This window comes from Bacillus sp. 2CMS4F, from assembly GCF_023161785.1.
Lineage (GTDB): Bacteria > Bacillota > Bacilli > Bacillales > Bacillaceae > Bacillus > Bacillus halotolerans.
Genome location: NZ_JALNTO010000004.1, coordinates 195,414 through 218,511, shown reverse-complemented (window position 1 = coordinate 218,511; position 23,098 = coordinate 195,414). Strand labels below are relative to the sequence as shown.

The 23,098-nt window shown below is 47.6% G+C and carries 23 protein-coding genes; 5 read left to right on the top strand and 18 right to left on the bottom strand.

All coding sequences use genetic code 11. The features are described 5' to 3' along the window. The first annotated feature begins 9 nt into the window (after positions 1–9). Positions 10–768, top strand: a complete 759-nt coding sequence (locus MTN95_RS09305) for an SDR family oxidoreductase (protein ID WP_248337923.1) — start codon at positions 10–12, stop codon at positions 766–768. A gap of 140 nt (positions 769–908) precedes the next feature. Then, positions 909–2,000 carry a branched-chain amino acid aminotransferase gene (locus tag MTN95_RS09300; protein WP_248337921.1) on the top strand — a complete coding sequence of 364 codons (1,092 nt, stop codon included), beginning with the start codon at positions 909–911 and terminating at the stop codon, positions 1,998–2,000. A 33-nt stretch (positions 2,001–2,033) separates the two neighbouring features. Here MTN95_RS09300 and licH read toward each other — a convergent pair whose 3' ends face one another. The 7 genes from licH to MTN95_RS09265 form a co-directional block, all read right to left on the bottom strand. Further along, positions 2,034–3,362, bottom strand: coding sequence for a 6-phospho-beta-glucosidase LicH (licH, locus tag MTN95_RS09295; protein WP_044159985.1), 1,329 nt, complete (start codon positions 3,360–3,362; stop codon positions 2,034–2,036). Then, a complete protein-coding gene (gene licA / locus MTN95_RS09290) occupies positions 3,359–3,691 on the bottom strand; it encodes a PTS lichenan transporter subunit IIA (RefSeq protein WP_024123334.1) in 333 nt (110 codons plus the stop codon). The genes licH and licA overlap by 4 nt, the downstream gene beginning before the upstream one ends. 17 nt (positions 3,692–3,708) lie before the next feature. Further along, complete coding sequence (gene licC / locus MTN95_RS09285; RefSeq protein WP_248337919.1) at positions 3,709–5,067, bottom strand: PTS lichenan transporter subunit IIC; 1,359 nt, start codon at positions 5,065–5,067, stop codon at positions 3,709–3,711. A 15-nt stretch (positions 5,068–5,082) separates the two neighbouring features. Continuing rightward, positions 5,083–5,391 (bottom strand): PTS lichenan transporter subunit IIB, encoded by a 309-nt coding sequence (gene licB / locus MTN95_RS09280; RefSeq protein ID WP_024123336.1) that lies wholly within the window; start codon positions 5,389–5,391, stop codon positions 5,083–5,085. A 133-nt stretch (positions 5,392–5,524) separates the two neighbouring features. Then, complete coding sequence (gene licR / locus MTN95_RS09275) at positions 5,525–7,444, bottom strand: transcriptional regulator LicR (RefSeq protein WP_202853717.1); 1,920 nt, start codon at positions 7,442–7,444, stop codon at positions 5,525–5,527. Between the two features lie 166 nt (positions 7,445–7,610). Continuing rightward, on the bottom strand, positions 7,611–7,727 hold the full coding sequence (locus tag MTN95_RS09270; RefSeq protein WP_105991144.1) for a hypothetical protein: 117 nt from the start codon (positions 7,725–7,727) through the stop codon (positions 7,611–7,613). A 69-nt stretch (positions 7,728–7,796) separates the two neighbouring features. Then, entirely contained in the window at positions 7,797–8,387 is a 591-nt protein-coding gene (locus MTN95_RS09265; protein ID WP_105990993.1) for a DNA-3-methyladenine glycosylase, read from the bottom strand. 127 nt (positions 8,388–8,514) lie between these two features. Here MTN95_RS09265 and katX point away from each other — a divergent pair, with 127 nt between their 5' ends. After that, positions 8,515–10,158, top strand: a complete 1,644-nt coding sequence (katX, locus tag MTN95_RS09260) for a catalase (RefSeq protein ID WP_248337917.1) — start codon at positions 8,515–8,517, stop codon at positions 10,156–10,158. A 96-nt stretch (positions 10,159–10,254) separates the two neighbouring features. After that, the gene (locus MTN95_RS09255) at positions 10,255–11,457 is read left to right on the top strand and encodes an MFS transporter (protein WP_248337915.1); all 1,203 of its coding nucleotides are present in this window, start codon (positions 10,255–10,257) and stop codon (positions 11,455–11,457) included. Here MTN95_RS09255 and MTN95_RS09250 read toward each other — a convergent pair. From MTN95_RS09250 to sigY, 6 genes are read right to left on the bottom strand one after another with little or no spacing between them, the layout of a single operon-like run. Further along, complete coding sequence (locus MTN95_RS09250) at positions 11,454–12,230, bottom strand: ABC transporter permease (RefSeq protein WP_248337912.1); 777 nt, start codon at positions 12,228–12,230, stop codon at positions 11,454–11,456. The two genes, MTN95_RS09255 and MTN95_RS09250, sit on opposite strands and share 4 nt — an antisense overlap. Next, on the bottom strand, positions 12,227–13,114 hold the full coding sequence (locus MTN95_RS09245; protein ID WP_105990997.1) for an ABC transporter ATP-binding protein: 888 nt from the start codon (positions 13,112–13,114) through the stop codon (positions 12,227–12,229). Before MTN95_RS09245 ends, MTN95_RS09250 begins: the two co-directional genes overlap by 4 nt. Before the next feature lie 6 nt (positions 13,115–13,120). Beyond that, positions 13,121–13,309: a sigma Y negative regulator YxlE gene (yxlE, locus tag MTN95_RS09240; RefSeq protein ID WP_024123344.1), complete on the bottom strand. Its 189-nt coding sequence runs from the start codon at positions 13,307–13,309 to the stop codon at positions 13,121–13,123. Continuing rightward, complete coding sequence (yxlD, locus tag MTN95_RS09235) at positions 13,309–13,512, bottom strand: sigma Y negative regulator YxlD (protein ID WP_059292240.1); 204 nt, start codon at positions 13,510–13,512, stop codon at positions 13,309–13,311. Before yxlD ends, yxlE begins: the two co-directional genes overlap by 1 nt. Beyond that, positions 13,512–13,829, bottom strand: coding sequence for a YxlC family protein (locus tag MTN95_RS09230; RefSeq protein WP_248337910.1), 318 nt, complete (start codon positions 13,827–13,829; stop codon positions 13,512–13,514). The genes yxlD and MTN95_RS09230 overlap by 1 nt, the downstream gene beginning before the upstream one ends. Continuing rightward, the gene (gene sigY / locus MTN95_RS09225; protein ID WP_095712702.1) at positions 13,822–14,358 is read right to left on the bottom strand and encodes an RNA polymerase sigma factor SigY; all 537 of its coding nucleotides are present in this window, start codon (positions 14,356–14,358) and stop codon (positions 13,822–13,824) included. The genes MTN95_RS09230 and sigY overlap by 8 nt, the downstream gene beginning before the upstream one ends. A gap of 213 nt (positions 14,359–14,571) precedes the next feature. Here sigY and MTN95_RS09220 point away from each other — a divergent pair, with 213 nt between their 5' ends. After that, positions 14,572–15,945 carry a purine-cytosine permease family protein gene (locus tag MTN95_RS09220; protein ID WP_105990999.1) on the top strand — a complete coding sequence of 458 codons (1,374 nt, stop codon included), beginning with the start codon at positions 14,572–14,574 and terminating at the stop codon, positions 15,943–15,945. A 12-nt stretch (positions 15,946–15,957) separates the two neighbouring features. Here MTN95_RS09220 and MTN95_RS09215 read toward each other — a convergent pair whose 3' ends face one another. The 5 genes from MTN95_RS09215 to cydA all read right to left on the bottom strand — a co-directional run bounded on the left by MTN95_RS09215 (position 15,958) and on the right by cydA (position 22,706). Beyond that, on the bottom strand, positions 15,958–16,788 hold the full coding sequence (locus MTN95_RS09215; RefSeq protein ID WP_105954489.1) for an NAD(P)H-hydrate dehydratase: 831 nt from the start codon (positions 16,786–16,788) through the stop codon (positions 15,958–15,960). An 84-nt stretch (positions 16,789–16,872) separates the two neighbouring features. Then, on the bottom strand, positions 16,873–18,600 hold the full coding sequence (cydC, locus tag MTN95_RS09210) for a thiol reductant ABC exporter subunit CydC (protein WP_248337908.1): 1,728 nt from the start codon (positions 18,598–18,600) through the stop codon (positions 16,873–16,875). Further along, complete coding sequence (cydD, locus tag MTN95_RS09205; protein ID WP_248337906.1) at positions 18,597–20,300, bottom strand: thiol reductant ABC exporter subunit CydD; 1,704 nt, start codon at positions 20,298–20,300, stop codon at positions 18,597–18,599. Before cydD ends, cydC begins: the two co-directional genes overlap by 4 nt. Continuing rightward, positions 20,300–21,316, bottom strand: a complete 1,017-nt coding sequence (gene cydB / locus MTN95_RS09200; RefSeq protein ID WP_105954492.1) for a cytochrome d ubiquinol oxidase subunit II — start codon at positions 21,314–21,316, stop codon at positions 20,300–20,302. The genes cydD and cydB overlap by 1 nt, the downstream gene beginning before the upstream one ends. After that, positions 21,300–22,706, bottom strand: a complete 1,407-nt coding sequence (gene cydA, locus MTN95_RS09195) for a cytochrome ubiquinol oxidase subunit I (RefSeq protein ID WP_248337904.1) — start codon at positions 22,704–22,706, stop codon at positions 21,300–21,302. The genes cydB and cydA overlap by 17 nt, the downstream gene beginning before the upstream one ends. Between the last annotated feature and the right edge of the window lie 392 nt (positions 22,707–23,098).

Here is a 23,098-nt window from a genome sequence, read left to right as displayed (position 1 = left end):
GTTACATCAATGAAGATGACAGGCAATACGGTTTTGATCACAGGCGGTTCAGCAGGCATCGGGCTTGAACTGGCCAAACGGCTGCTTGAGCTCGGGAATGAAGTGATCATTTGCGGACGCAGCGAAACGCGTCTTGCAGAAGCGAAAAAACAGCTCCCCGCCCTCCATACAAAACAGTGCGATGTCGCAGACCGCACGGAGCGTGAGGCATTGTTTGAATGGGCCCAGAAGGAATTTCCAAAGCTGAACGTTCTCGTTAACAATGCGGGCATTCAAAAGGAAATCGACTTTAAAAAAGGGACTGAGGAGCTCTTTGTGGACGGGGATGAAATTGAGCTGAATTTTCAAGCGCCTGTCCATTTATCAGCTCTTTTTACGCCTCACTTGATGAATCAGCCGGAAGCGGCAATTGTTCAGGTAACGTCCGGGCTCGCGTTTAACCCGTTAGCTGTTTATCCGGTGTACTGTGCAACAAAAGCAGCGCTCCACTCCTTCTCACTCACGCTCAGATACCAGCTTCGCGATACAAGCATTGAAGTGATCGAGATGGCGCCGCCTATGGTTGACACGGGATTAAATCAAAAATCACGCGATAAGCAAGGTCTGACGTACCGCGGCATGACACCTGAAGAATATGTTCAATATTTCTTAGACGGCTTAAAAGAAGGCAAACAAGAGATTACAAATGAACGTGTCGAAGGTCTGCGGAATGCAGTCCGTGCCGATTACGACAGAGTATTTGAACAAATGAATGCGCAGGAGAATTAATTTCTCCTGCTTTTTCTTATAAATTTTTTACAAATTTGAGCAAACCTATTGCGATTATTTGGTGAAGGTATACAATAGAATATAAAATATTTTCAAATAAGTTTGATTATATAAACAATTTAACAACAGGGAGATTGACCATGACTAAACAAACGATTCGAGTTGAATTAACATCAGCCAAAAAACCGAAACCAGATCCAAATCAGCTTTCTTTCGGAAGAGTGTTTACAGACCACATGTTTGTAATGGATTACGCATCTGATAAAGGCTGGTACGATCCGAGAATCATTCCTTATCAAGCCGTTTCAATGGACCCGGCCGCAATGGTATATCACTATGGCCAAACGGTCTTTGAAGGCTTAAAGGCTTACGTCACAGAGGATGACCATGTTCTGCTTTTCAGACCGGAAAAAAATATGGAGCGCCTGAATAAATCAAATGACCGCCTCTGTATTCCGCAAATTGATGAAGAACATGTTCTTGAGGGTTTAAAACAGCTGATCGCTATTGATAAAGACTGGATTCCGAATGCGGAGGGCACGTCCCTTTACATCCGTCCATTCATTATCGCAACCGAACCTTTCCTTGGTGTCGCGGCATCTCATACGTATAAGCTCTTTATCATCCTTTCTCCGGTCGGCTCATATTACAAAGAAGGCATTAAGCCTGTCAAAATTGCTGTGGAAAGTGAATTTGTCCGTGCGGTAAAAGGCGGAACGGGAGATGCAAAAACCGCAGGAAACTACGCTTCAAGCTTAAAAGCGCAGCAGGTAGCAGAAGAGAAAGGATTTTCTCAGGTTCTCTGGCTGGACGGCATTGAGAAAAAATACATCGAAGAAGTCGGCAGCATGAACATCTTCTTTAAAATCAACGGTGAAATTGTGACACCGATGCTGAACGGCAGCATTCTGGAAGGCATCACGCGCAATTCCGTCATTACCTTGCTTAAGCATTGGGGACTTCCGGTATCAGAACGAAGAATCGCCGTTGATGAAGTCATCCAAGCCCATAAAGACGGCGTTCTTGAAGAAGCCTTCGGAACGGGTACGGCGGCTGTTATTTCTCCAGTCGGCGAACTGATCTGGAATGACGAAACACTGATGATCAACAACGGTGAAACGGGAGAAATCTCTAAAAAGCTGTATGACACGATCACAGGCATTCAAAAGGGTACAGTTCCTGATGAATTTGGATGGACGACTGAAGTCGCAGCGCTCACTGAAAGCAAATAAACAAAAAACCGGCCCAAAACGGGCCGGTTTTTTTTATGCTTCAATTTTGTTAAAGAATTGCGGCAGATGTGCTTTGTGCGCCTCCAGCATTTCGTCTAAGATCTGTTTGGCGACTGTGTCGGATGGTACGAGAGGGTTAATCGTCATGGCAAGCAGCGCTGTTTGGTAGTCGCCTGTGACAGCCGCTTCCGCCGCGACACGCTCAAATGATTTGATTTGCTGGACGAGACCGCGGACAGATACTGGCAGATCGCCTACGGCGATTGGCTTAGGGCCGTTTTTCGTCATCACGCAGTTTACTTCAACAGCGGAATCATCTGGAATGCTTGCAATCGCACCGTTATTGACCGTGTTCACCGGCTGAATGTCGTGTTTATCATTGTAAATGGAGCTGATGAGATTGCACGCTGCATCGCTGTAGTAAGCACCTCCGCGTTTTTCAAGCTGCGGCGGCTTGATCGCCAAATTTGGATCTTTATAAAGCTCGAACAGCTCTTGCTCTACCTTTTGCACCACTTCAGCACGGGTGCCTTCCGTTTGTGATGCTTCAAGCTCGTGCTCGAACATTTCTTTTGTTTTGAAATAGTAGCGGTGGTAGCCGCAAGGGATCATGTCGAGTGCTTTTAAGAATTCTGGCTCCCACTCAGCGCCGGAGATGTTTTTCATTGTCATCGCGTTTTTCGGATCACCCATCGCTTCAATGACTTTATCCTTCACGCTGACGCCGTCTAAGAAGACGTCCATTCCGAACACCATATGATTCAATCCGGCAAATTGAACCTCTACCCGATCAACATCTACATCGAGCGCTTTCGCTACGCCCATTTTGATGCCGATCGGGACATTGCAGAGACCGACGACTTTCTTCAGGTTGGAGTAGCGAAGCAAGGCCTCCGTCACCATACCTGCCGGATTTGTGAAATTGACGAGCCATGCGTTCGGACAAAGCTCCTCGATGTCCTTCGCAATCTCTAGGATGACCGGAATGGTGCGCAATCCTTTAAAGAGTCCTCCCGGGCCGTTTGTTTCCTGGCCGATGACGCCATATTTTAATGGAATGCGCTCATCCTTGGCTCTCGCCTGCAGCAGTCCGACCCGGAATTGAGTCGTCACAAAGTCTGCATCTTTCAGCGCTTCCCTCCTGTCCAAAGTGAGGTGAATGTCGATCGGGACACCGGCTTTTTCAACCATCCGCTTGGCGAGCGTGCCGACAATGTTCAATTTTTCCTCGCCTTCAGGAATATCAACGAGCCATAATTCACGTACAGGCAGCTCTTTGTACCGTTTGATTAAACCTTCCACAAGCTCCGGTGTATAGCTTGAACCTCCGCCAATCGTTACAATTTTCAATCCTTTTGTCATATGCTTGCTCCCCCTTGCACGGTGATTTTTTCATATAGCTCAATGAATTCAGCCGCCAAATCCTTGACTGTCATGGCATTCATTAAATGATCCTGTGCGTGGACCATCAGCAGTGTCATTTCTGTTTTTTCTCCGCCTGCTTCACTTTGGATCAGTTCTGTCTGATAATGATGGGCTTTTGATAATTCATCCGCAGCTTCTTGAAGCTTACTCCGCGCCTCTTCGCTGTCGCCGTTTTTCGCGGCGGCGATCGCTTCCATTGCGGAGCTCCTTCCGTTTCCTCCGTGAAGAATGATTTGAAAAATAATTTGCTCCATTTTCTCATTCACGCGACTCACTCCTTTCTTTACAAAGCCGCCTCTTTGTCGTCTGAAACAGCAGGCGTTTGAACGAGCTCTAATTCGTTTTCTTCTTTCAGCTTCTGTTTATCCCACATTCTGAAGAACGGGTAGTAGACAACAAAGGAAACGGCGATATTAATGGCTTGCATGACCGCGCCTGATATTTTGCCTCCTGTCGCCAAGTAGCCTGAAAAGATCGGCGGCATGGTCCACGGGACTGCGATACCCGCAGGTTTGGCGACAAGTCCGGTGCTCATTCCGATGTATGTGAGTGTCAGTGTGATAAGCGGCGTGACGATAAACGGAATCAAGAGCATCGGGTTCATGACGATCGGCATTCCGAAAATGATCGGTTCGTTAATATTGAAGACCGCCGGGCCGACCGCAAGCTTTCCGAGCTGCTTCATTTGTTTGCTTCGGGCGCGAAGGAACATCGTGACAACCAGTGCAAGAGTGGCACCGCTTCCGCCGATATTGACCCAGATATCGAAAAATTGCTGGGTGAAAATCTTAGGCAGCTCCTCACCTGCCTGGAACGCGATCCGGTTGGCATCCATGGCGCCGTACCAAATCGGTGCCATAACGCCGCCGACAATGTTGGCGCCGTGTAGACCGCAGGCCCATAAAAGCATTTTGACGGCTTCTGCGATAAGGCTGCCCCCGAGGCTTCCGCCAAGAATGGAGAGCGGCGTTCCCAGTAAAACGCTTACAACATTATGAAGACTTTCAAACGGCGTCGCTTCAACAATCAGTCGTGCTGCCCAAATCAGGAAGATGACGGCAAATCCGGGGATTAAAGCGACAAATGACTTGCTGACCGCCGGCGGAACACCATCCGGCATTTTAAAAACCATATTGCGCTGGATAATGAGACGGTAAATCTCTGTTGACACCATCGCGATAATCATGGCGACAAACAGGCCTTTACTTCCCATCAGCGAAAGCGGAATACCGCCGCTGACCATCATCTCTTTCGTCGAGCCATCCGGCGTAAACGGCACTTGATACGGTGTCGCTAAGAGGAAAGCCGCAAGGGAGATGGCACCGGCCGACAAGGCATCGACCCCATATTTCTCCGCCAGCCTGTAGGCGATGCCGAATGCGGCGACAAGCCCCATAATTTCAAAGGTGGCGTCTACCGGGTAAGCGAGCTTCTCAGACCAGGCGCTGCCGAACGTTTTTGCCATAAAATCGGCATATCCGGGAATCGGGAGGTTGCCGATGATGAGGAAAAAGGAGCCGATGATAATAAGCGGCATTGTTAAAATGATACCGTCACGGAGCGCCTGCAAATGACGCTGCCCCGCAATTCTTCCCGCTATAGGCATGACCTTCTCTTCTAACAACTGATTGACTTTATTCACATAGCCCGCCCCTCTCTATGACGCGTTTCCAAGCTGTTCAGCCGATTTCAGCACTTCCGCTCCGTTGCACGTCCCATAATGGACTGTGTTAATGACGTCTACCGGAACACCCTTTGATTCTCCTAGTTTTTTCAGCTGAGGAAGCATGTAACGGACTTGCGGGCCGAGGAGCAATACATCCGCTTTATCGATATGATTTTGTACAGAATCACCTGATACTGCCCAAATGGTATAGTCTTTTCCTTGTTCTTGCGCACTTTTTTCCATCTTGCTGACGAGTAAGCTTGTTGACATGCCTGCTGCACAAACGAGTAATATATTCATGTAAAAGACCCCCTAAGAGTTTGATAGAATTTGTATGTCCTGCTGTTGATAACATCATATTATGAAATCGCTTTCATAAACACTCAAGGTTTTTCCGCAGGAAACGGAAAAAAGGTATATCCAGGCTGTCAGTTTATCGTTTTTTGTCAAACACATCGAAGAGCTCTTGGTACGTGCGGCTTTTTAACATCTGGCTTACCGCTGCCGGATCATCCAAAATGCTGCCGAGCAGTTTATACATGCTTTGCAAATCCGCTTTGTTTTCCTTTTCGACACAAAGCAGGCAAACAAATTGAACCCGTTTATTCTCCCAGTCTATCGGCTTTTTGAGCGTACAGACGGCCCAAAATGTCGTTTGCGTCTGCGGGACGAGCGGATGCGGAATGGCCACGAGGTTGCCGAAGCACGTTGGCGACATCTCTTCTCTATCAAATATAGAATCTATGATTTCCTTATTCGCATAGCCGCCTTCCACTGCTTTCTGACCTAAAAATTGAATCACTTCTTCTTTCGAACGCAGATCCTTCTGGAAAAAAACGAGATCCTTTTTGAGATAACTGACAGCTTGTTCTTTCTCATCATTCAGGATGGATTCTATTTTTGTAAAATCGGTTCCGCCTAAGATGGTGTTTACCTTCAGTACAGGCACAGGGAGTTCTTTTTTGATCGGAATGGTGCTGACGACAAAATCAATCGATTCATAAGACAACTGGTCAAGACTGTAATATTCAGCCGTGCCGAGAATATCGATCCGTTTGCCGAAGTGAGAGCGAAGTTTTTCCCTCAGAAGCTGGGCGCTTCCCGCACCTGATGCACAAACGATGATGCAGCGCTTCGGCGGGCTTTCTGTTTTCTTCCGTTCAATTGCGGCGCCGAAGTGCAGCGCTAAATAACCGACTTCATTTTCATGAATATCGATGCCCGTTTTTTCTTTTATGACGATTCCGGCGATGATTCCGGCCTCAAAGGCGAGAGGATAATTTTCTTTGATCGCTGCCAGCATCGGATTTCTCAGATTCATGCCATACCGGTTGCGGGTGACGGCGGGTTTTACATGCAGTGCCAAGCCAATTTTCAGCTCTTGATCATGCAGGATGCCGAGCTTTAATTCTCGGTCGACCGCTTCGATCATGGCGGCAGTCAGCCGATCTGTTTCTTCATCGATTGAAAATTCGCCTTCTCCGCACTGCGGCTGTGTCATTCGTTTCGTGCCGAGAAGATGCATGGCGATATAAGCCGTTTCATTTTCCGGAAACGTGACGCTAAGGGCTGATTCCAGTTCTTTCACAATTGCTTCAGCAGCCTGGTATTCTTTTTGATGCAGAATGTGATCCATATCTTCCGGGAAAAGAGAAACATAATGTTCCGTTCTGATCCGCTTACAGGCGATGGCGATATGAATGATGAGGTTATTCAATCCAAGGTTAGACAGAGGAATCCGGTCGTTTTTAATCTTTCTCATAATCACAGAATGGATGATCTCAATTTCTTCCTTTGGCAAAATATCAGCCTTTTCATTCAGAAAATCAATCTCTGTTTCTCTTTCATCAACAATGTACTCCGCCATACAGTACCTCATCTGCACCTCGTCTCCGCGCAGCTTGAAGCCGTAATTCGGGCGTGTTTCCATGACAATGCGGTAAGGAAGCAGCCGTTTCTTCACTTCCTTTAAATCGGTTTGGAGTGTAGATTTTGAGATAAAAAGTTCTTCGGCCAGCTCATCCAGCTTGAGATAATGCTCCGCCAGCAGCAGCCGTTTCATGAGATATGTAATCCTCTCCTCGGGAAATACCGGCAGCCCCTTTTTCTGCTGAAACGCGTCTTGCAGCAGCGTTCTAAAGGTCTGCTCGTCATGAATGCGCAGCTTGTATCCCGAGCCTCTTACCGATTGAACCAAAGCGCCATGGCCGCTTATCACATCTTGGAGTTCCTTTATATCATTGCGGACCGTCCGCGTCGTCACATGTAAATGTGCGGCAAATACCGAGCTTGTCACCGGAGCTTCTGCCGCCATCAATAAGCGCAGAATTTCACGAAGTCGCCCATGCAGCATGAGAAAAACCTCCTATCAAGATAGATGCAGGAATTACATAAGTAGGCAGAAAGGATGTGGTGAAGGGAAAGCGAAATGTATATAAATTCTATAATGGGGAGAAATGCAAGTCAATGAACATCGGGAGGACAAGAGGGAAAACAGACCCATAAAAAAACAGCCGGGATCAGCCGGCTGTTCGGGATGCGGACATGTTCTTTTGTTTAGACGCCTTGCGGTCCTTCATGATTTTTCGAACAACCGGGTAAATGACCGGCGCCCATTTGATAACGGTTTTGATCATTTTTTTCAAAGCTCCGATTCTCCCTTCTTTTTCTCAACCATTCCCCTGATTCCCCTTTGTTTAAACATGCTAACGCGACACGTACCTGTTTCCCGTCACCCAGAAACGCCACGGATAATCACGCGCCTCTCCGCTGTTGTCGATGCCGATCCGTGGGCCGGTTGATATCTCTTCCGGTGTGTACCCGCTTTCAATGTAAAGCGGCTGTTCCGTGATCCAGCGTCCGTAGTCATTCATCGTGACGCCAAGCGCTTTCGTTAACTTTCCGGGGCCATTTGTCCATTCTCTCGGACGCCGGCCCGGCCTTCTTTCCTCCATTAACAGCTGGCCTTCATGAGGCTCAATCGCCCTGATTAATACCGCTTGCGGAACATCCTCTTCTGCGGCAACGACGTTCAGCAATGTATGGGTGTGCATCACATACGTATACACACGGCCAGCTTCAGCAAACATAATCTCAGTCCGCTTCGTCCGGCGGTTGTTAAAGCTGTGGGCTGCTCTGTCCCCGGCTCCCATATAGGCCTCTGTTTCCACAATAAAACCTGAAGCTGTCCCTTCATCCGTTTCCTTTACCAAAAGACAGCCGAGAAGAGAAGGAGCCAGTTCTAGGGCCGTTTTTTGATAAAACGTGATGGGCAGCGGATTTCTTTTTCTGGTCACGAATGTCGTACTCTCCTTTTTTCGTTTTGGTAATTGTACCATTCCCGAAGCAGCTAAATAAAAACTTCAGTTTTAAAATTCTTCCATTAAGGGAATATTGTTACCGTTCAAAAAGGAGGCTCAACCAATGAAAGATGATCATCAAAAAGAGTATCACGGCACAAATGTCGAAGGCAGTGAGGATGCGCTGTCTCATAAGACATCCGGGAAAAACGAGTCAGAGGATACCTTGACGAACAGACAGGGTCATCCTGTCACAGACAACCAGAATGTGAGGACGGTCGGGAACAGAGGGCCGACAACGCTGGAAAATTACGATTTTCTCGAAAAAATCAGCCACTTTGACCGGGAACGCATCCCCGAACGTGTTGTGCATGCCAGGGGTGCAGGCGCACACGGGTATTTCGAAGCCTATGGCAGTTTTGGAGACGAGCCGATTTCAAAGTACACACGAGCGAAGCTTTTTCAGGAAAAAGGCAAGAAAACGCCGGCATTTGTCCGTTTTTCCACGGTGAATCACGGAAAACATTCACCTGAAACATTACGGGACCCGCGCGGCTTTGCCGTTAAGCTTTATACTGAAGACGGAAACTGGGATTTGGTCGGGAACAACCTGAAAATCTTTTTTATTCGCGATCCGCTGAAATTCCCGGATCTTGTACACGCGTTTCAGCCTGATCCGGTGACCAATATCCAAGATGGTGAACGTATTTTCGACTTCATTTCTCAATCTCCTGAAGCGACACATATGATCACATTCTTGTTTTCGCCTTGGGGCATTCCTGCCAACTACCGGCAGATGCAGGGTTCAGGCGTTCATGCCTACAAATGGGTGAATGAGGAAGGCAAGGCCGTTCTTGTGAAATACCATTTTGAACCGAAACAGGGCATCCGCAACCTGACACAGAAGGAAGCAGAAAAGATTCAGGGGAAAAACTTCAACCACGCGACACAGGATTTGTATGAAGCGATTGAAAACGGTGATTATCCGGAGTGGGAGGTGTATGCCCAAATCATGAGTGATGACGAGCATCCGGAGCTCGACTTTGATCCGCTTGATCCGACTAAGCTGTGGTATAAAGAGGACTTCCCGTGGAAGCCGATCGGCAAATTAGTGTTAAACAAAAACCCTGAGAATTACCATTCTGAAGTAGAACAGGCTTCATTCGGTACAGGGGTCCTTGTCGACGGGCTTGATTTTTCTGATGACAAATTGCTTCAAGGCCGGACGTTTTCCTATTCCGATACGCAGAGGTACAGAGTTGGCGCAAACTACCTGCAGCTGCCAATCAACTCACCGAAAAAACACGTCGCGACCAACCAGCAAGGGGGGCAAATGCAATATCGCGTGGATATCGGCGAAGGTCAAAATCCGCATGTCAACTATGAACCGTCAATTATGGGCGGGCTGAAGGAAGCGAAGCAAGATGGTAAAGACCACACCCCGCATGTCGAAGGTAACCTGAAGCGGGAAGCGATCGACAGAACGAACAATTTCGGACAAGCAGGTGAAACGTACCGGAGATTCACTGAGTTTGAGCGCACTGAACTCATCACAAATCTGGTCAATACCCTTTCAACCTGCAGAAAAGAAATTCAGGATCAAATGATTGAGAATTTCACAAAAGCCGATCCGGACTACGGAAAACGCGTTGCGGAAGGGCTGAAAAAGGCTTCAGAAAATAACAGCAACGGACCGATCGGCACGACAGAAACGGCTCAAGCCGCCGAGCAGGCTGAACAGGAAAGCCATCCGTCTGATCCGTATTAACACCAAGAACAGGACTTTTTGAAGTCCTGTTTTTTATTTCCCTATTGAAACGTTTTCACTCATTGTGTTGTACTGGAATAAAGAGGTGGTGAGAGCATGGAAATACAGCAACCGCTGATTCCTCAGCAAAAAACAATCGGCGCTTTAGATCACGCCGTTTTCTTATCCATGGTATTTTGTTTTTGGTTTTCGGGCTATATTTACGTTCCTGTTTTCAGCCTGTATTTGGAGGATCTGCACTTTTCATACGGAGCGATCGGCATGATTCTCGGAAGCTATGGGGTGACCCAAATCCTGCTGCGGTTCCCGCTTGGGCTTCTGTCAGAAATTCTTTTTTCTCTGCGCAAGCCATTGTTAATCGCCGGCTTTGGATGTTCCATTCTCAGCAGCGTGCTTTTTCTTGCGTTTGATTCTTTTTTCTTCGTCCTGACAGCCCGGCTTCTCGCGGGGATTACAGCATCCATGTGGGTGATGGCGACGATACTATACGCTCATTATTTCAAAGATGGCAGTGCCTCAAAAGCAATGGGCATCATGCAGTTTTTTACCGTCATGCCTCAGTTTGTCAGCATTGTGTTCTGCGGGCTTGCAGCAGCGCATTTAGGCAGGCAGGTTCCGTTTTGGATGGCACTGGCTGCTTCGGGCATCGGCCTTGTGATATGCTGCTTTATTAAAGATCCGTCGACTTTTCCCGCTAATCACAAGACGGTCCGTATGGCGCAATACATCAAAGACACATTGCGGCTGCCGAAGCTGAAGATTTTCACGATTCTATCTATGACTGCACATGCCGTGCTATTTATGACGGTGTTTGGTTTTACGCCGCTTTACACGAACCAGCTCGGAATGGGAGACATCGAACTGCTTTGGGTGATGAGCGCCTTTTTTCTCCCTCATGCAGCGGCTACCCTGAGCTTTTTGTTTTTGCGTTTTACCGGAAGAATCGCCTATGGCACCATGCTGATCTGTTTTGCTGTCATTGGAGTCTGTTTGATGTTCGTTCCTTTTTCAGCTTCATTGCTCACGGTTTGCATGACCCATGCTTTCATCGGTTTGGCGCTTGGCTTTGTGTTTCCCCTATTGTTAAGCCGGGTCGTCGATATCAGCTCAGCGCGTTTAAAAATGTCAGCCATGGGATTTTATCAATCGTTTTATGCGCTGGGCATCTTTACCGGCCCCCTTCTCGCCGGAAAAATCGCACAGATTTTCGGTTTGGCCGAGGTATTTTATGGAGCCGGATTGATGGCATTGGCCGCTTTGATGATGATGCTGGCCACAAAGCGGAAACTGATCAGTTAATAGCTTTCATACCGGCGGAAGCGCCACACAGAAAAAACGGCCAGAAGCAAGATGCACAGAATGGAGAATGTGAGCGACCATCCGAAAAAGTCCGCCCGCTCTCCATGAAGCAGAATATGCTCTGCCTGCTTGCAAAGCTCAGCCGGCAGCCATTTCGCACCATCAGGAAAAAGCGAGACAGCAAAGGAAACGGCAGCCGTCAGCCCAATTCCGGCTGCCGCGGCTGCTCCGAGAGACCGAAACATCGTGCTTCCGGCAAGCCCTGCAGTAACAATAAACATCATCCAAAGAGAGTAGAGCCCGAGGCTTGCTGCAAAGCGGCTGAACGATGCGTGCTCAAACAATATCCGGACGTAATAATAAGCAAGTCCGTACCCAGCTGCAAACGACGCGATCCCGATCATGCTTTGGGTGATCCATTTGGTCAATATATACTGGGCTGCCGTCACAGGCCGCGACATAATCAGAGCCGTTACACCTTGATTTCTTTCATTCGCCACACTGCCCATGACACTGAAGATGATCAGCGCCATGCCAAGCGTGTTGAATTGGGAAAGCGTGCTCACCATCACCTCAGATCCGGAAGGCATGGTAAAACTGATTTTCATACCGTCTGGAAGATTCCCCCCATGCGCAATGATTTCCGGCATATAATAAATGGTCAGCGGCTGCGTCAGCCCCACGATCATCATCGCAATGGGCAGCCAGATCAGCTTTCCGCTTCTCCAGCCTTCCAGCCATTCCTTTTGTAATAGCGTCATCATGACATTCATGCGTGCACCACCTTAAGATAGACGTCTTCGAGAGACTCTGTTTTCTGTTCAAAACGGGTGACTGTCAATCCCATTTGGATACAATCACTCAGCAATATCCTGCCAGAGCCTGTATCGCTTAGCTCAAATACAGCTTGGGACGGATTCATATAGACAACATCGGATATATAAGGCTTCTCTTCAAGCCAGCCCTTCAGTTTCTCTTTCACAGTAAGAGTGAAAACATTCGTTTGATGCTGTTCTTTGAGCTGCTGTAAAGCGCCTTTCCATGAAATCTCGCCGCTTTTCATGATCACGACTTGATCACACACCTGCTCCGCATCGTGCAAAACGTGAGTAGAAAACAAAACAGCCATATGTTTTTTCAGCTCCCGCATCATATCCAGCACCTCGATACGCCCTGAAGGATCCAGGGCAGAAACCGGTTCATCCAAAATCAAAAGCTTCGGTTTATGAAGCAGAGCCTGAGCCAGACCGAGCCTTTGTTTCATGCCGCCAGAATAACCGCCGATTCTTTTGTTTGCCGCGTCCTGCAAACCGACAAACTCCAGCATTTCACCTATTTTCTCTTGGCATTTTTTCTTTGAAAGGCCAGACAGTCTCCCGGCAAAGGTTAAAAATTCATTTGCCGTCATCCATGAATAAAAAGCCGGGTACTGCGGAAGATAGCCGATCATACTGCGATCTGCTTTTTGCTCCCCGTACAGCTTGACCGTCCCGGAGGTGGGTGACAGCAGTCCGGACAGCATTTGAAGCGTTGTGGTTTTACCAGCCCCATTCGGTCCTAATAGAGCGACACACTCGTTCTCCATGACTTGAAAGCTGACATTCCGTACAGCTTGATGATGCCGGTATGATTTGCATAATGACTCAATAGATAGCATGCTCGCTCACCTTTGCTTTCTGCCGACGGTAAAAAATAAAATCGGCCCAATAATATTGATGCATATAATGACTGCTGCCCACATCCATTTCGGCCCGTTTGTCCGCTCTTCTTTCACACAGCTGATCAGGGCAAACACTGCCAGCACGGCCTGTAACACAATCAGCGGTACAATCATTTCCCAAGAAATATTCATTAGCTGATCCTCCTATTTTTTCGGTCAGGCCTTATCACAAAAAAGTAATAGCAAATCAGAGGCATCGGCGCTTGAATCAGTCCGACAATTCCCCACACCCATGCCAGACGATCCCGTTTTTTCGCATCAATGAATAAAAAGATGCCCTGTGCCAATACAATCAGATAAGCAAACACAAAAATCGTCAAATCTGTTTGGGACATCAGTGTTTCACCTCACGTTCGCCAAAGTATCGTTTTTTCTCAGCCGCAATCAAAATCGGCAGGACAGCCAGCGCACAGACCTGAAGCACGACAAAAGCAGCGGGAACTTGAGTAAATGCCAGAGTCGCCGCGCTTACCACCATCAGTGCAGAGAACACAAATAAGATAACTTCTTTCATCACGCTTTTTCTTCGTTCGGCTTTCATTTGTGACAGCTGATCAAGCAATTCTTTTTGACTCGGTATATTCGGGTTGGCGCATTGGTCAATTTTCTGCAATTCCGATTTTAAATGAACAGATCGCTTTTCTTTATTCATCAGTCCACTCCTTTCTGATTTGCTGGAGCCCTTTATGGACTCTGGACTTTACCGTGCCTTCTTTGATATGCAGCATCATCCCGATATCAGCATAGGTATAGCCGTAATAGTGCCTTAATAAAACGGGCGTGCGCAGCTTCGGGTCAAGCTGAGAAAAGAGATCAAGCGTCTCGCTCCACTCAGAGCCTTTCGTTGACACGTCCCACTTGATCTTTCGTATCGTTTCCTCTGTAACAGCCTGATTTCGTTTCCATTCTCTCTTTCTCTTTTTCTGGTGATCAAGGTAGAGTCTTGACGCGATAGAGATCAGCCAAGTGGAGAATTTGGATCGGCCTTGAAAACTCCCCAGATGGACGTACCCTTTCAGAAAGGTTTCCTGAACTAGATCCTCGCTTACGTCAGGGTGAAGGGAAAGCTTTAACAAGTATTTATATAGAAAAGAATAATAATGCTGAAAAAGGGCTGTAAACGCCTCGTCGCTTCCCTCTTTCGCCTGCTGAATCAATTGCTGTTCTTCATTTGTATCCAACGGCCGCGATCCCCCCTTTTTTTGTTATCTTGCCTTATGAGACGACACCGGATTCCAGAGCGTTCAACTTTTTTTATAATTCTTTTGATCTATTGACTTCACTGGCCTCTCATCAGTTTTCGTGAACATCTAAATTTGTAAAGCGAAGTACAGTCTGTTAAGCTATGTTTTTATGTCTATTTCAAAATTTCATTATATATGGAGGACGATGCATTGAAAGTAGAAAGGCGAACGATTGAATATATTCCGAATGAAGAAAGACATGGTAAAGCAAAAGATTTATTTCCCGTATGGTTCGGGGCCAATATGCATATCACCACGTTAGTGACCGGTACTCTTCCCGTTGCAATGGGACTTAATCTGTTTTGGAGTGTTGCCGCTATTATTTGCGGAACCTTAATCGGTGCCATATTTATGGCTTCTCATTCCGCGCAAGGACCCCAGCTCGGCATCCCGCAAATGATTCAAAGCCGTGCCCAATTCGGCGTAATCGGAGCGATTCTTCCCCTCTTCTTAGTCATGTTTATCTACCTTGGTTTCTTCGCAAGCAGTACAATTCTGGCGGCCGGGACCTTAAGCAGCTTTGTTCCCATCCCGGGATCATGGAGCATTATAGGCTTAAGCGCCGCATGTTTTTTACTCACCATTTTCGGTCATGATTTGATTCACAAAATGCAAAAAATCCTTTCTTGGACCTCTTTTGCCGTATTTTTTGCTGCAACGATACTCATTTTCCAATTACCGATTCCGGCAGGCAGCTGGATGCCCGGGACGGTCGACTTGCCCGTTTTCTTGGTGGCAGTCAGCGCCGTAGCAACTTGGCAGCTTGCCTATGCGCCTTATGTCGCCGATTATTCCAGATATCTGCCAATTAAAACACCGGCGTCCCAAACGTTTTGGTACAGCTATGCAGGAACATCTGTCAGCTCCATCTGGATGATGCTGCTCGGCGCGCTGCTGACCACGGCACTTCCTGATTTTACGACAAACTCAGGGACCCAGATTGTGCAATTGTTCGGTCCCTTCTCGTTCATTATGCTGATCATTGTTTTATTTGGCCAGATGGCGATTAATGTCTTTAACTTGTATGGAGCTTTTATGTCCACAACGACTACGCTTGAGCCGTTTCTGAAATTAAAAGTCACACCGAAAATCAGAATCATCATGATCCTTGGCGTCACCGTCGTCGGAACAGTCCTAAGCCTTCTCGGGCAAAGCAATTTTATGGAGCTGTTTTTGAATTTTATCTTTTTTATCAGTTATTTCTTAATTCCATGGACGGCGATCAATTTAGTGGATTACTACTTCGTCCGCCACGGGAACTATGAGGTCAAAGCGATGTTTGATGTCAACGGGCCATATGGAAGAGTCAATTGGATCACAACGATTGCTTTCATTCTGTCCATCTTGTTAGAAATTCCGTTTATCAATACATCCTTTTACATCGGGCCATTGGCAAAAATGTTTGGCGGCGGGGATATCGCCTGGATTGTCGGCTTAGCCGTGCCTTCTGTTCTATATTATGTACTCATGAAACCGCGACTGAAAAAACGAGCGGGCTATCAAGAAAAGCTGTCTTCCCTATGAAGACAGCTTTTTTCATTCAAATCGTTTCCACACACGAGGCAACATGTCAGAGAGCTCGTGGGCGAGCAGCGTATGGGCAGAGTGTTCGTCAGTCCAAAGCTCGGCGCATGCACCGTGCAAGTATACGGCATTTAATACGGCATGTTTCGGGTCTTTGTGGCAGCAAAGCATGCCCAATATCATTCCCGTCAGTGTGTCGCCGGTTCCGCCTTTGGCGAGTGCCCCGTTTCCGGTCGGATTGCTCCAGCAGTCGCCATCGGGAAACGCGATGATGGTTTGATTTCCTTTTAACACGATCACCGTTTGTAGCTGAACCGCCCACTCCTTGGCATATTCCGCTCTTTTATTTTGTAAGTCTTTCACCGGAACCCCTGTCATTCGGGAAAACTCACCAGGATGCGGCGTAAGGATGACGGGCGCCTCCCGTTTCGGATACGTGCGCTTTGTCAGCGCCCCGGCATCCAAAATAACGGGGCAATCCTTCTCAAGAATATGATCAACGGCCTGCTGCACCCTCTCTGTTTGCGGAAGCCCCGAACCGATCGCAATTGCCCGGTACGTCTCTTCAAGGCGAGAGCCCGCCGCTTTTTCCCAGCCGTCACGCCAATACGTGGCCTCCGGCAGAACCGGAACGATCAGCGGGATCACGCTTTCAGACGTGCCGATGACAAGCTTGCCGAGACCGCTCCGCATGGCACCAAGCCCGGCTAAAATCGCAGCGCCCGGCATGTCGTCGCTTCCCGCCAGCAGCAAAGCCGTACCGTACGTACCTTTATGGCTCACCGCATCTCTTTCAGGGAGCGCTGCCCTCACATGCTCTTCCGTCCAAATCGGAACATTCATATCCATACCTCCTCTTATTTCTCTTCTTATTTTTCCTGCACTTCTTCTTTTTCAAACAAAAAAAGACAGCCTCAAAGCTGTCTTTTATTTTACAGGAACGTCGAGATGATAAAGCCGGCGATACCGTTCGTTCGTCGCCAGCAGTTCCTCGTGTGTTCCTTCCATTTCTGTTTTTCCGTTTTCCAGAAAGACGATTTTATCGGCCGCTTCCACTCCCGCCAAGTGATGCGTAATCCAAAGAATCGTTTTACCTTTCAGCACCTCAAACACGGTTTCCATCAGTTCGCGTTCCGTGATAGGGTCCAAGCCTACTGTAGGCTCATCAAGTATAATGATCGGCGTATCCTGCAGCAAAATCCGGGCGAGCGCGATCCGCTGCCGCTCTCCTCCTGAAAATCGGATGCCGGTTTCCTGAACTGAAGTATGATATCCGTCAGGCAGCGACTCAATGTAATCATGCAGCTTCACCTGCTTTGCGGCGCGGCGCACATCCTCGTCGCTCGCCTTTCCGTTTCCGAGCCTGATGTTATTCAAAATGCTTGTATCAAACAAGTGAGGCTTTTGATTTAACACAGCCACCGCATCAGCAATCTGATCCTTTACAAGCGCTGTTTCCACTCCGTTTAACGTTACCGAGCCTGAGTCAGGTTTCAATGCACCCTCAATTAATGCGAGTGATGTTGATTTTCCTGAGCCGCTCCGGCCGAGCAGCGCCATTTTTTCTCCTTGGCGCAGCGTAAAGGAAAAATGGTTCAGTACTTGGCTGCTGTTGTCATAAGAAAACGTCACATCGCGAAACGCCAAAGTGACGTCTTTGAGATCAAGCCTGTCAGCCGCAGACTCTGTTTGTGAAGCTTCAGGCTGAGGAGCCACCTTGTTCATTCTTCTGATAGAATCCTGATAACCCGGCACTTCGCCCAACGCATCAGAAAGCGGCAGAAAAGCTTCTGTCAGCGGGAACACAACAAGCACAAAGGCTGCAATCATTGTTCTGGCGAGTTCGCCATTTGCATGCTGCCCCGCCGTCCAAAACAGCATCAGCAAAATAAGGCCGGCGACAAGGCATTGCGCGGCGAAATCCCGCCATCTTGTAAAACGATGTTTTTTGCGTTCCAGCTCAAACCAAGCGTTTTCTTCTCTTTCATAGGAATCAATAAAAGCATGCCGGCGTCCGCTGAACATCCAGTCGCTGACACCCATCACGGCATCTGTGAGACGGCTGTACAGCACATTTCGCCCGCTTTTCAGCTTGGCATTCTTCGCCCGCGTCACAAGCAATGACACGACCGGAAACAGCACAACCAGAACAAACAAATAAAGCGCCAGCAAAATGGCAAACGGCCAGGAGAAAAATCCGAGCGCAATCACTGAAACAGCATACAAAAGCAAGGCTGAAATGGCAGGGAAAATGGTTTTTAAGAAGGCATCCTGCAAATGCTCAATATCCTCAGACAAAATGCCAAGCATATCTCCTGTGCGAAAACGCGACCGCAGCATCAAAGCGCCAGGCTCAAGCATGTTGTAAAGACGGACGCGCATATCGGACACGATTTTCAAAATGATATGATGCCCGATCAGGCGCTCCACATAACGTGACACAGACCGGGCGATCCCAAAGGTTCGAACGGCGACAATCGGCACATAAATGAGCAGGATGTTCTCCGGCCTTGTCGCCGCCTTTGAAATTAAGAACCCTGAAGTAAACATGAGAAAAGCAGCGGAAAAAATCGTCACCGCACCCAAAAAGACAACAAGAACAAACAGACGGGCATTTTGCTTGATATACGGCAGAATCCATTCTTCTTTCTTCATGCTCTCTCCCCCAGTTGTGCCTTCACGAGTTTGGTGTACACACCGTTTTTCGCCAGCAATTCATCGTGAGTCCCGATTTCTGCTACCCTGCCTCCGTCCAGCACGATAATTTCATCCATATCAAGCATCCAATGGAGGCGGTGTGTCGCGAGAAAGACGAGCTTGTCATCAAATAAATCCAGCATCGTTTCTTTTATTTCATATTCTGTTTCGATATCCAGATGGGCGGTCGGCTCATCCAGCAGCAGAATCGGGCGGTTACCCAAAAAGGCGCGGGCAAGCGCGACACGCTGAGCCTGACCGCCGCTGAGCGCCCGGCCGCCTTCTCCGATCCGTCCCTCTAATCCTTCAGGAAGAGTGTTTACAAACTCCGTCAATCCCGCTGAGGAAGCAGCGCGGGCTGTATCTTCAGCAGAAACGCTTGGGTGATAAAACCGAATATTGTTCGCCAGCGTATCATCAAAAATATAAGGATGCTGCGGAATATAGAGAAGGTTTTTCTGCCAGTTCCCGTCCTGCAGGTGCGAACGGCTTGAACCGTTCATACTGATAACACCGTCATCCGGCTCCAAAAATCCTCCGAGAATATCGATTAATGTTGATTTTCCGGCACCGCTTGCTCCAATGATGCCGATTTTTTTCTTCCCTTTAAATGAAAGAGTAATATCAGACATCGCTCGGCCGGCTGAGACACCTGACAGCTTCAGTTCATCCTGATTGGACCATGTTTCAAGCTGAAGCGGGGCCTCTTCTTTGAATCCCGGCTGAGATAATATGTCTTGAATCGTCTTGCCCGCTTCCTGTCCATTAAGCGTCGCATGATAATCATTTCCCACTTCCCGCACCGGCAGAAAATATTCAGGTGCCAGAATAAGCGCTGTTAAAGCGGGGCCAAGCAAAATATCGCCGTCAATTAAACGCAAGCCTAAAAACACAGCAACTGTCGCCACCGACAGCATCGTGAAAAAATCGAGAGCAAATGAAGATAAAAACGCCACCCGCAGTGTGCTCATTGTTGCTTTGCGATACCGCTCACTGACGTGGAAAATGTTTTTGCTATGCGATTTGCTCAATCCTAAAAAACGCAAAGTCTCCAATCCGCGAAGAGAATCAACGAAATGGTTGGACAATGTCTGGTATGATTTCCACTGGCGATCCGCTTTTCGCTGTGCGACAAGGCCAAGAAGAATCATAAAAATAATCAGAATCGGCAGGGCCGCGACTAAAATAATCGCAGAAGTCCGATCCTGAAAAAACACGTAGATGACAACCGCAGCCGGCACAATCGCCATGCTGACCATTTTCGGCAAAAACAGTTCAAGGTAACGGCGGAACTGGCTGATGCCTTCCATTGCCAGCGTCACCATTTGCCCCGTCCCCTCTTTCTTTGCAAAGCGGGGGCCTAAGCGGAACAGCTGATCGAGAAAGCTTTTCCTCAAATCAGCTCCCGTCCGGGCGGCATAATGATAGACGATTTTCTGACGCGCCACTGTCACCCCGTGCCGCGCGACAAAAGCGATGAGGAAAAAGCCGATCACCGGAAACAGGGAGGCAATGCTCTTCCCGTTGAAAAGCCCGGTTACAGCTTCACTCAGCCACTCTGCCTGCATGATAATAGCGGCTGTCTGAATCAGCGTTAAGCAAGTAATCACGGTGAGAATCCGCTTCATTCCTTTATATCGAAACAGGTCTTTTCCCATTAATAAGTCATAGGCTCCTTATGACTGACGCGCTTCCGGAAGACATAATAGCTCCAGATCTGACTGCCGATGACAAACGGCAATAGCGTTAATGCTGCAATTGACATGACTTTAAGCGAATAATCACCGGAAGAAGCGTTAGCTACTGTTAAATCGAACGCGCTTTGAATCGAGCTGACCATCACCCGAGGGAATAATGAAATGAAAATCATTCCTACGGTCAGAGCAAGCCCCGCGCCTGTCATCGCAAATGTCCAGCCGTCTTTTTTCTTGCGGATGAATAAAGCTGCAAGCATAAAGCAGATGACAATCAAAACAACAAGCGGTATTGTAATCTCGCCGCGGCGTGTAAACATGTCTGTCTCATAAGCAGAAAGGGCCGCGAAAGCAAGCACCGCCACAAAAACAACACCCATTATCTTTTGCGCCATTTGTCTGGCGCGCTGCTGCAAATCACCAATCGTACGCAGCGTGATGAACATTAATCCATGCTGGAAGCAAAGAAGTGTTACGGTCACACCGCCTAGTACAGAATATACATTTATATAATCAGATAAGTGCGCGTGAATGTTCATATCGGCATCAATCGGCATACCGCGGAATAATGTCGTAAATAACACACCGAGCACAAACGGAGGAATCAGACTGCCGAAGAAAACCACCCAGTCCCAAACCTTTACCCATTTCAAATGATCAACCTTGCCGCGGAATTCAAACGCGACCCCGCGGCCCATTAACGCAAGCAGCACAATGACAAACGGAATGTAATAACCGCTCAGCATCGTTGCATACCAGTTTGGAAACGCCGCGAAGATAGCACCCGCACCAGTCAAAAGCCATACTTCATTCGCGTCCCAGAACGGTCCGATCGTGTTGATCAGCACTCTGCGCTCTAATTCATTATGGCCAAGAAAACGGGTCGCCATGCCGACCCCAAAATCAAAGCCTTCCAAAAAGAAGAAACCTACAAACAATACAGCAACGAGTATAAACCAAAGATCATGAAGAGATGCCATGGTATACCTCCTGACTAAATGGATCTGTTGATACAGGAACATCATGATGATCATCATGCTCCGCGCCTTTTTTAATTTCACGGATGAACAAGAAGACGAGCAATGCGCCCAAAATCATATACATCACACCGAACGCGATAATTGAGAATAACAGGGAGCCCGCCGTTACGTTAGGCGACACGGATTGAGCCGTTGTCATCAAACCCATGACCGTCCAAGGCTGACGCCCGATTTCTGTCATAATCCAGCCCGCGGAGTTTGCAATAAACGGGAAGGAAATCAATGCGACCATGATGCGCAAATACCATTTGCTGTTTTCCAGCTTTTTGCGGCGGTTTAGCCAAAGGCCGCCTAACGCAGCAAGAATCATGACAACACCTGCTCCAACCATAATGCGGAAACTCCAGAACGTCGTTTTGACAGGCGGAATATAGTCGCCTTTTCCGTACACTTTTTCGTACTCTGCCTGAAGTGTTTTCATTCCTTTGACACTGCCGCTGAATTTTTGATAAGCCAGATAGCTCAATGCGTAAGGAACTTTGATTTCATTAGAGCTCTTTTCATTTTTCGTATCAATTGTGGCAAAGGCCGTCCAAGCAGCAGGGTCGCCGCTGTCTTCCCAAAGCCCTTCACTGGCAGCCATTTTCATTGGCTGTGACTCCATCAAGTGTTCAGCCTGCATGTGTCCGCTAAGACCGACGCCAAGGCCTGCACAAAGCCCGACAATCATTGCGAGTTTGAAAGATTGTTTAAAGAATGGCACTTCTTTTTTCTTTAATAGTTTAAAAGCACTGACACCGGCGATAAAGAAAGCCCCGGTGGCAAGCGCACCGAAAATGACGTGCGGGAATTCAACCCAAAGCTGCGGATTTGTAATCAGCGCGCCAAAGTCATTCATTTCCGCGCGGCCGTTTTTGATCGTAAAGCCGACCGGCTCTTGCATAAAGGAGTTCGCTGTTAAGATCCAGAAAGACGACATAATCGTTCCGAATGACACGAGCCAAATACAGAGCGCATGAATTTTTTTAGGCAGGCGGTCCCACCCGAAAATCCATAATCCGATAAAAATAGATTCCATGAAAAACGCCAATAATGCTTCAATCGCAAGCGGTGCGCCAAATACATCTCCGACAAAACGGGAATAATCAGACCAGTTCAGTCCAAACTGGAATTCTTGCAAAATCCCCGTAACAACACCGACTGCGAAATTTATTAAGAATAAGTGTCCCCAAAACTTCGCCATTTTGAGGTACAGCTCATTTTTCTTCACAAGATAAAGAGTCTCCATCAATGCAACCATAAACACAAGCCCGATAGACATTGGCACAAACAAGAAATGAAACAACGTTGTTGATGCAAATTGAATGCGGGCTAATACTAATTCACTCATGCTTTATCCTCCATTTCCGGTTGAGAATGTTATATTGTTCACTACTTCACAAGCAGAACCGAAACTTTGATCAGTATTTCACAAAATAGACGAAAAAAATATTGTTCAATATTTCACAAATACGTCAAAAAGTCGTTCAATATGATTCAAGATTGCCAGACTGACGAATGGCACGATCTCTAAATGGTTCATATTAAGTACTTTACAACGATCCGCTTTAAAAATAAAGCCCAAAATACCTAAAAAGTCCCACACTATGTGACGGATTATTGTCTATTTTGTTGCTGATTTATGACGGCTGCTAGGATAAATGACCCTTTATTATCGTACATCAATGCCTCGCTCCTTGCGAATAAAATGCTTGACCGGCATCAGCACTCGTTTCTCGGCAC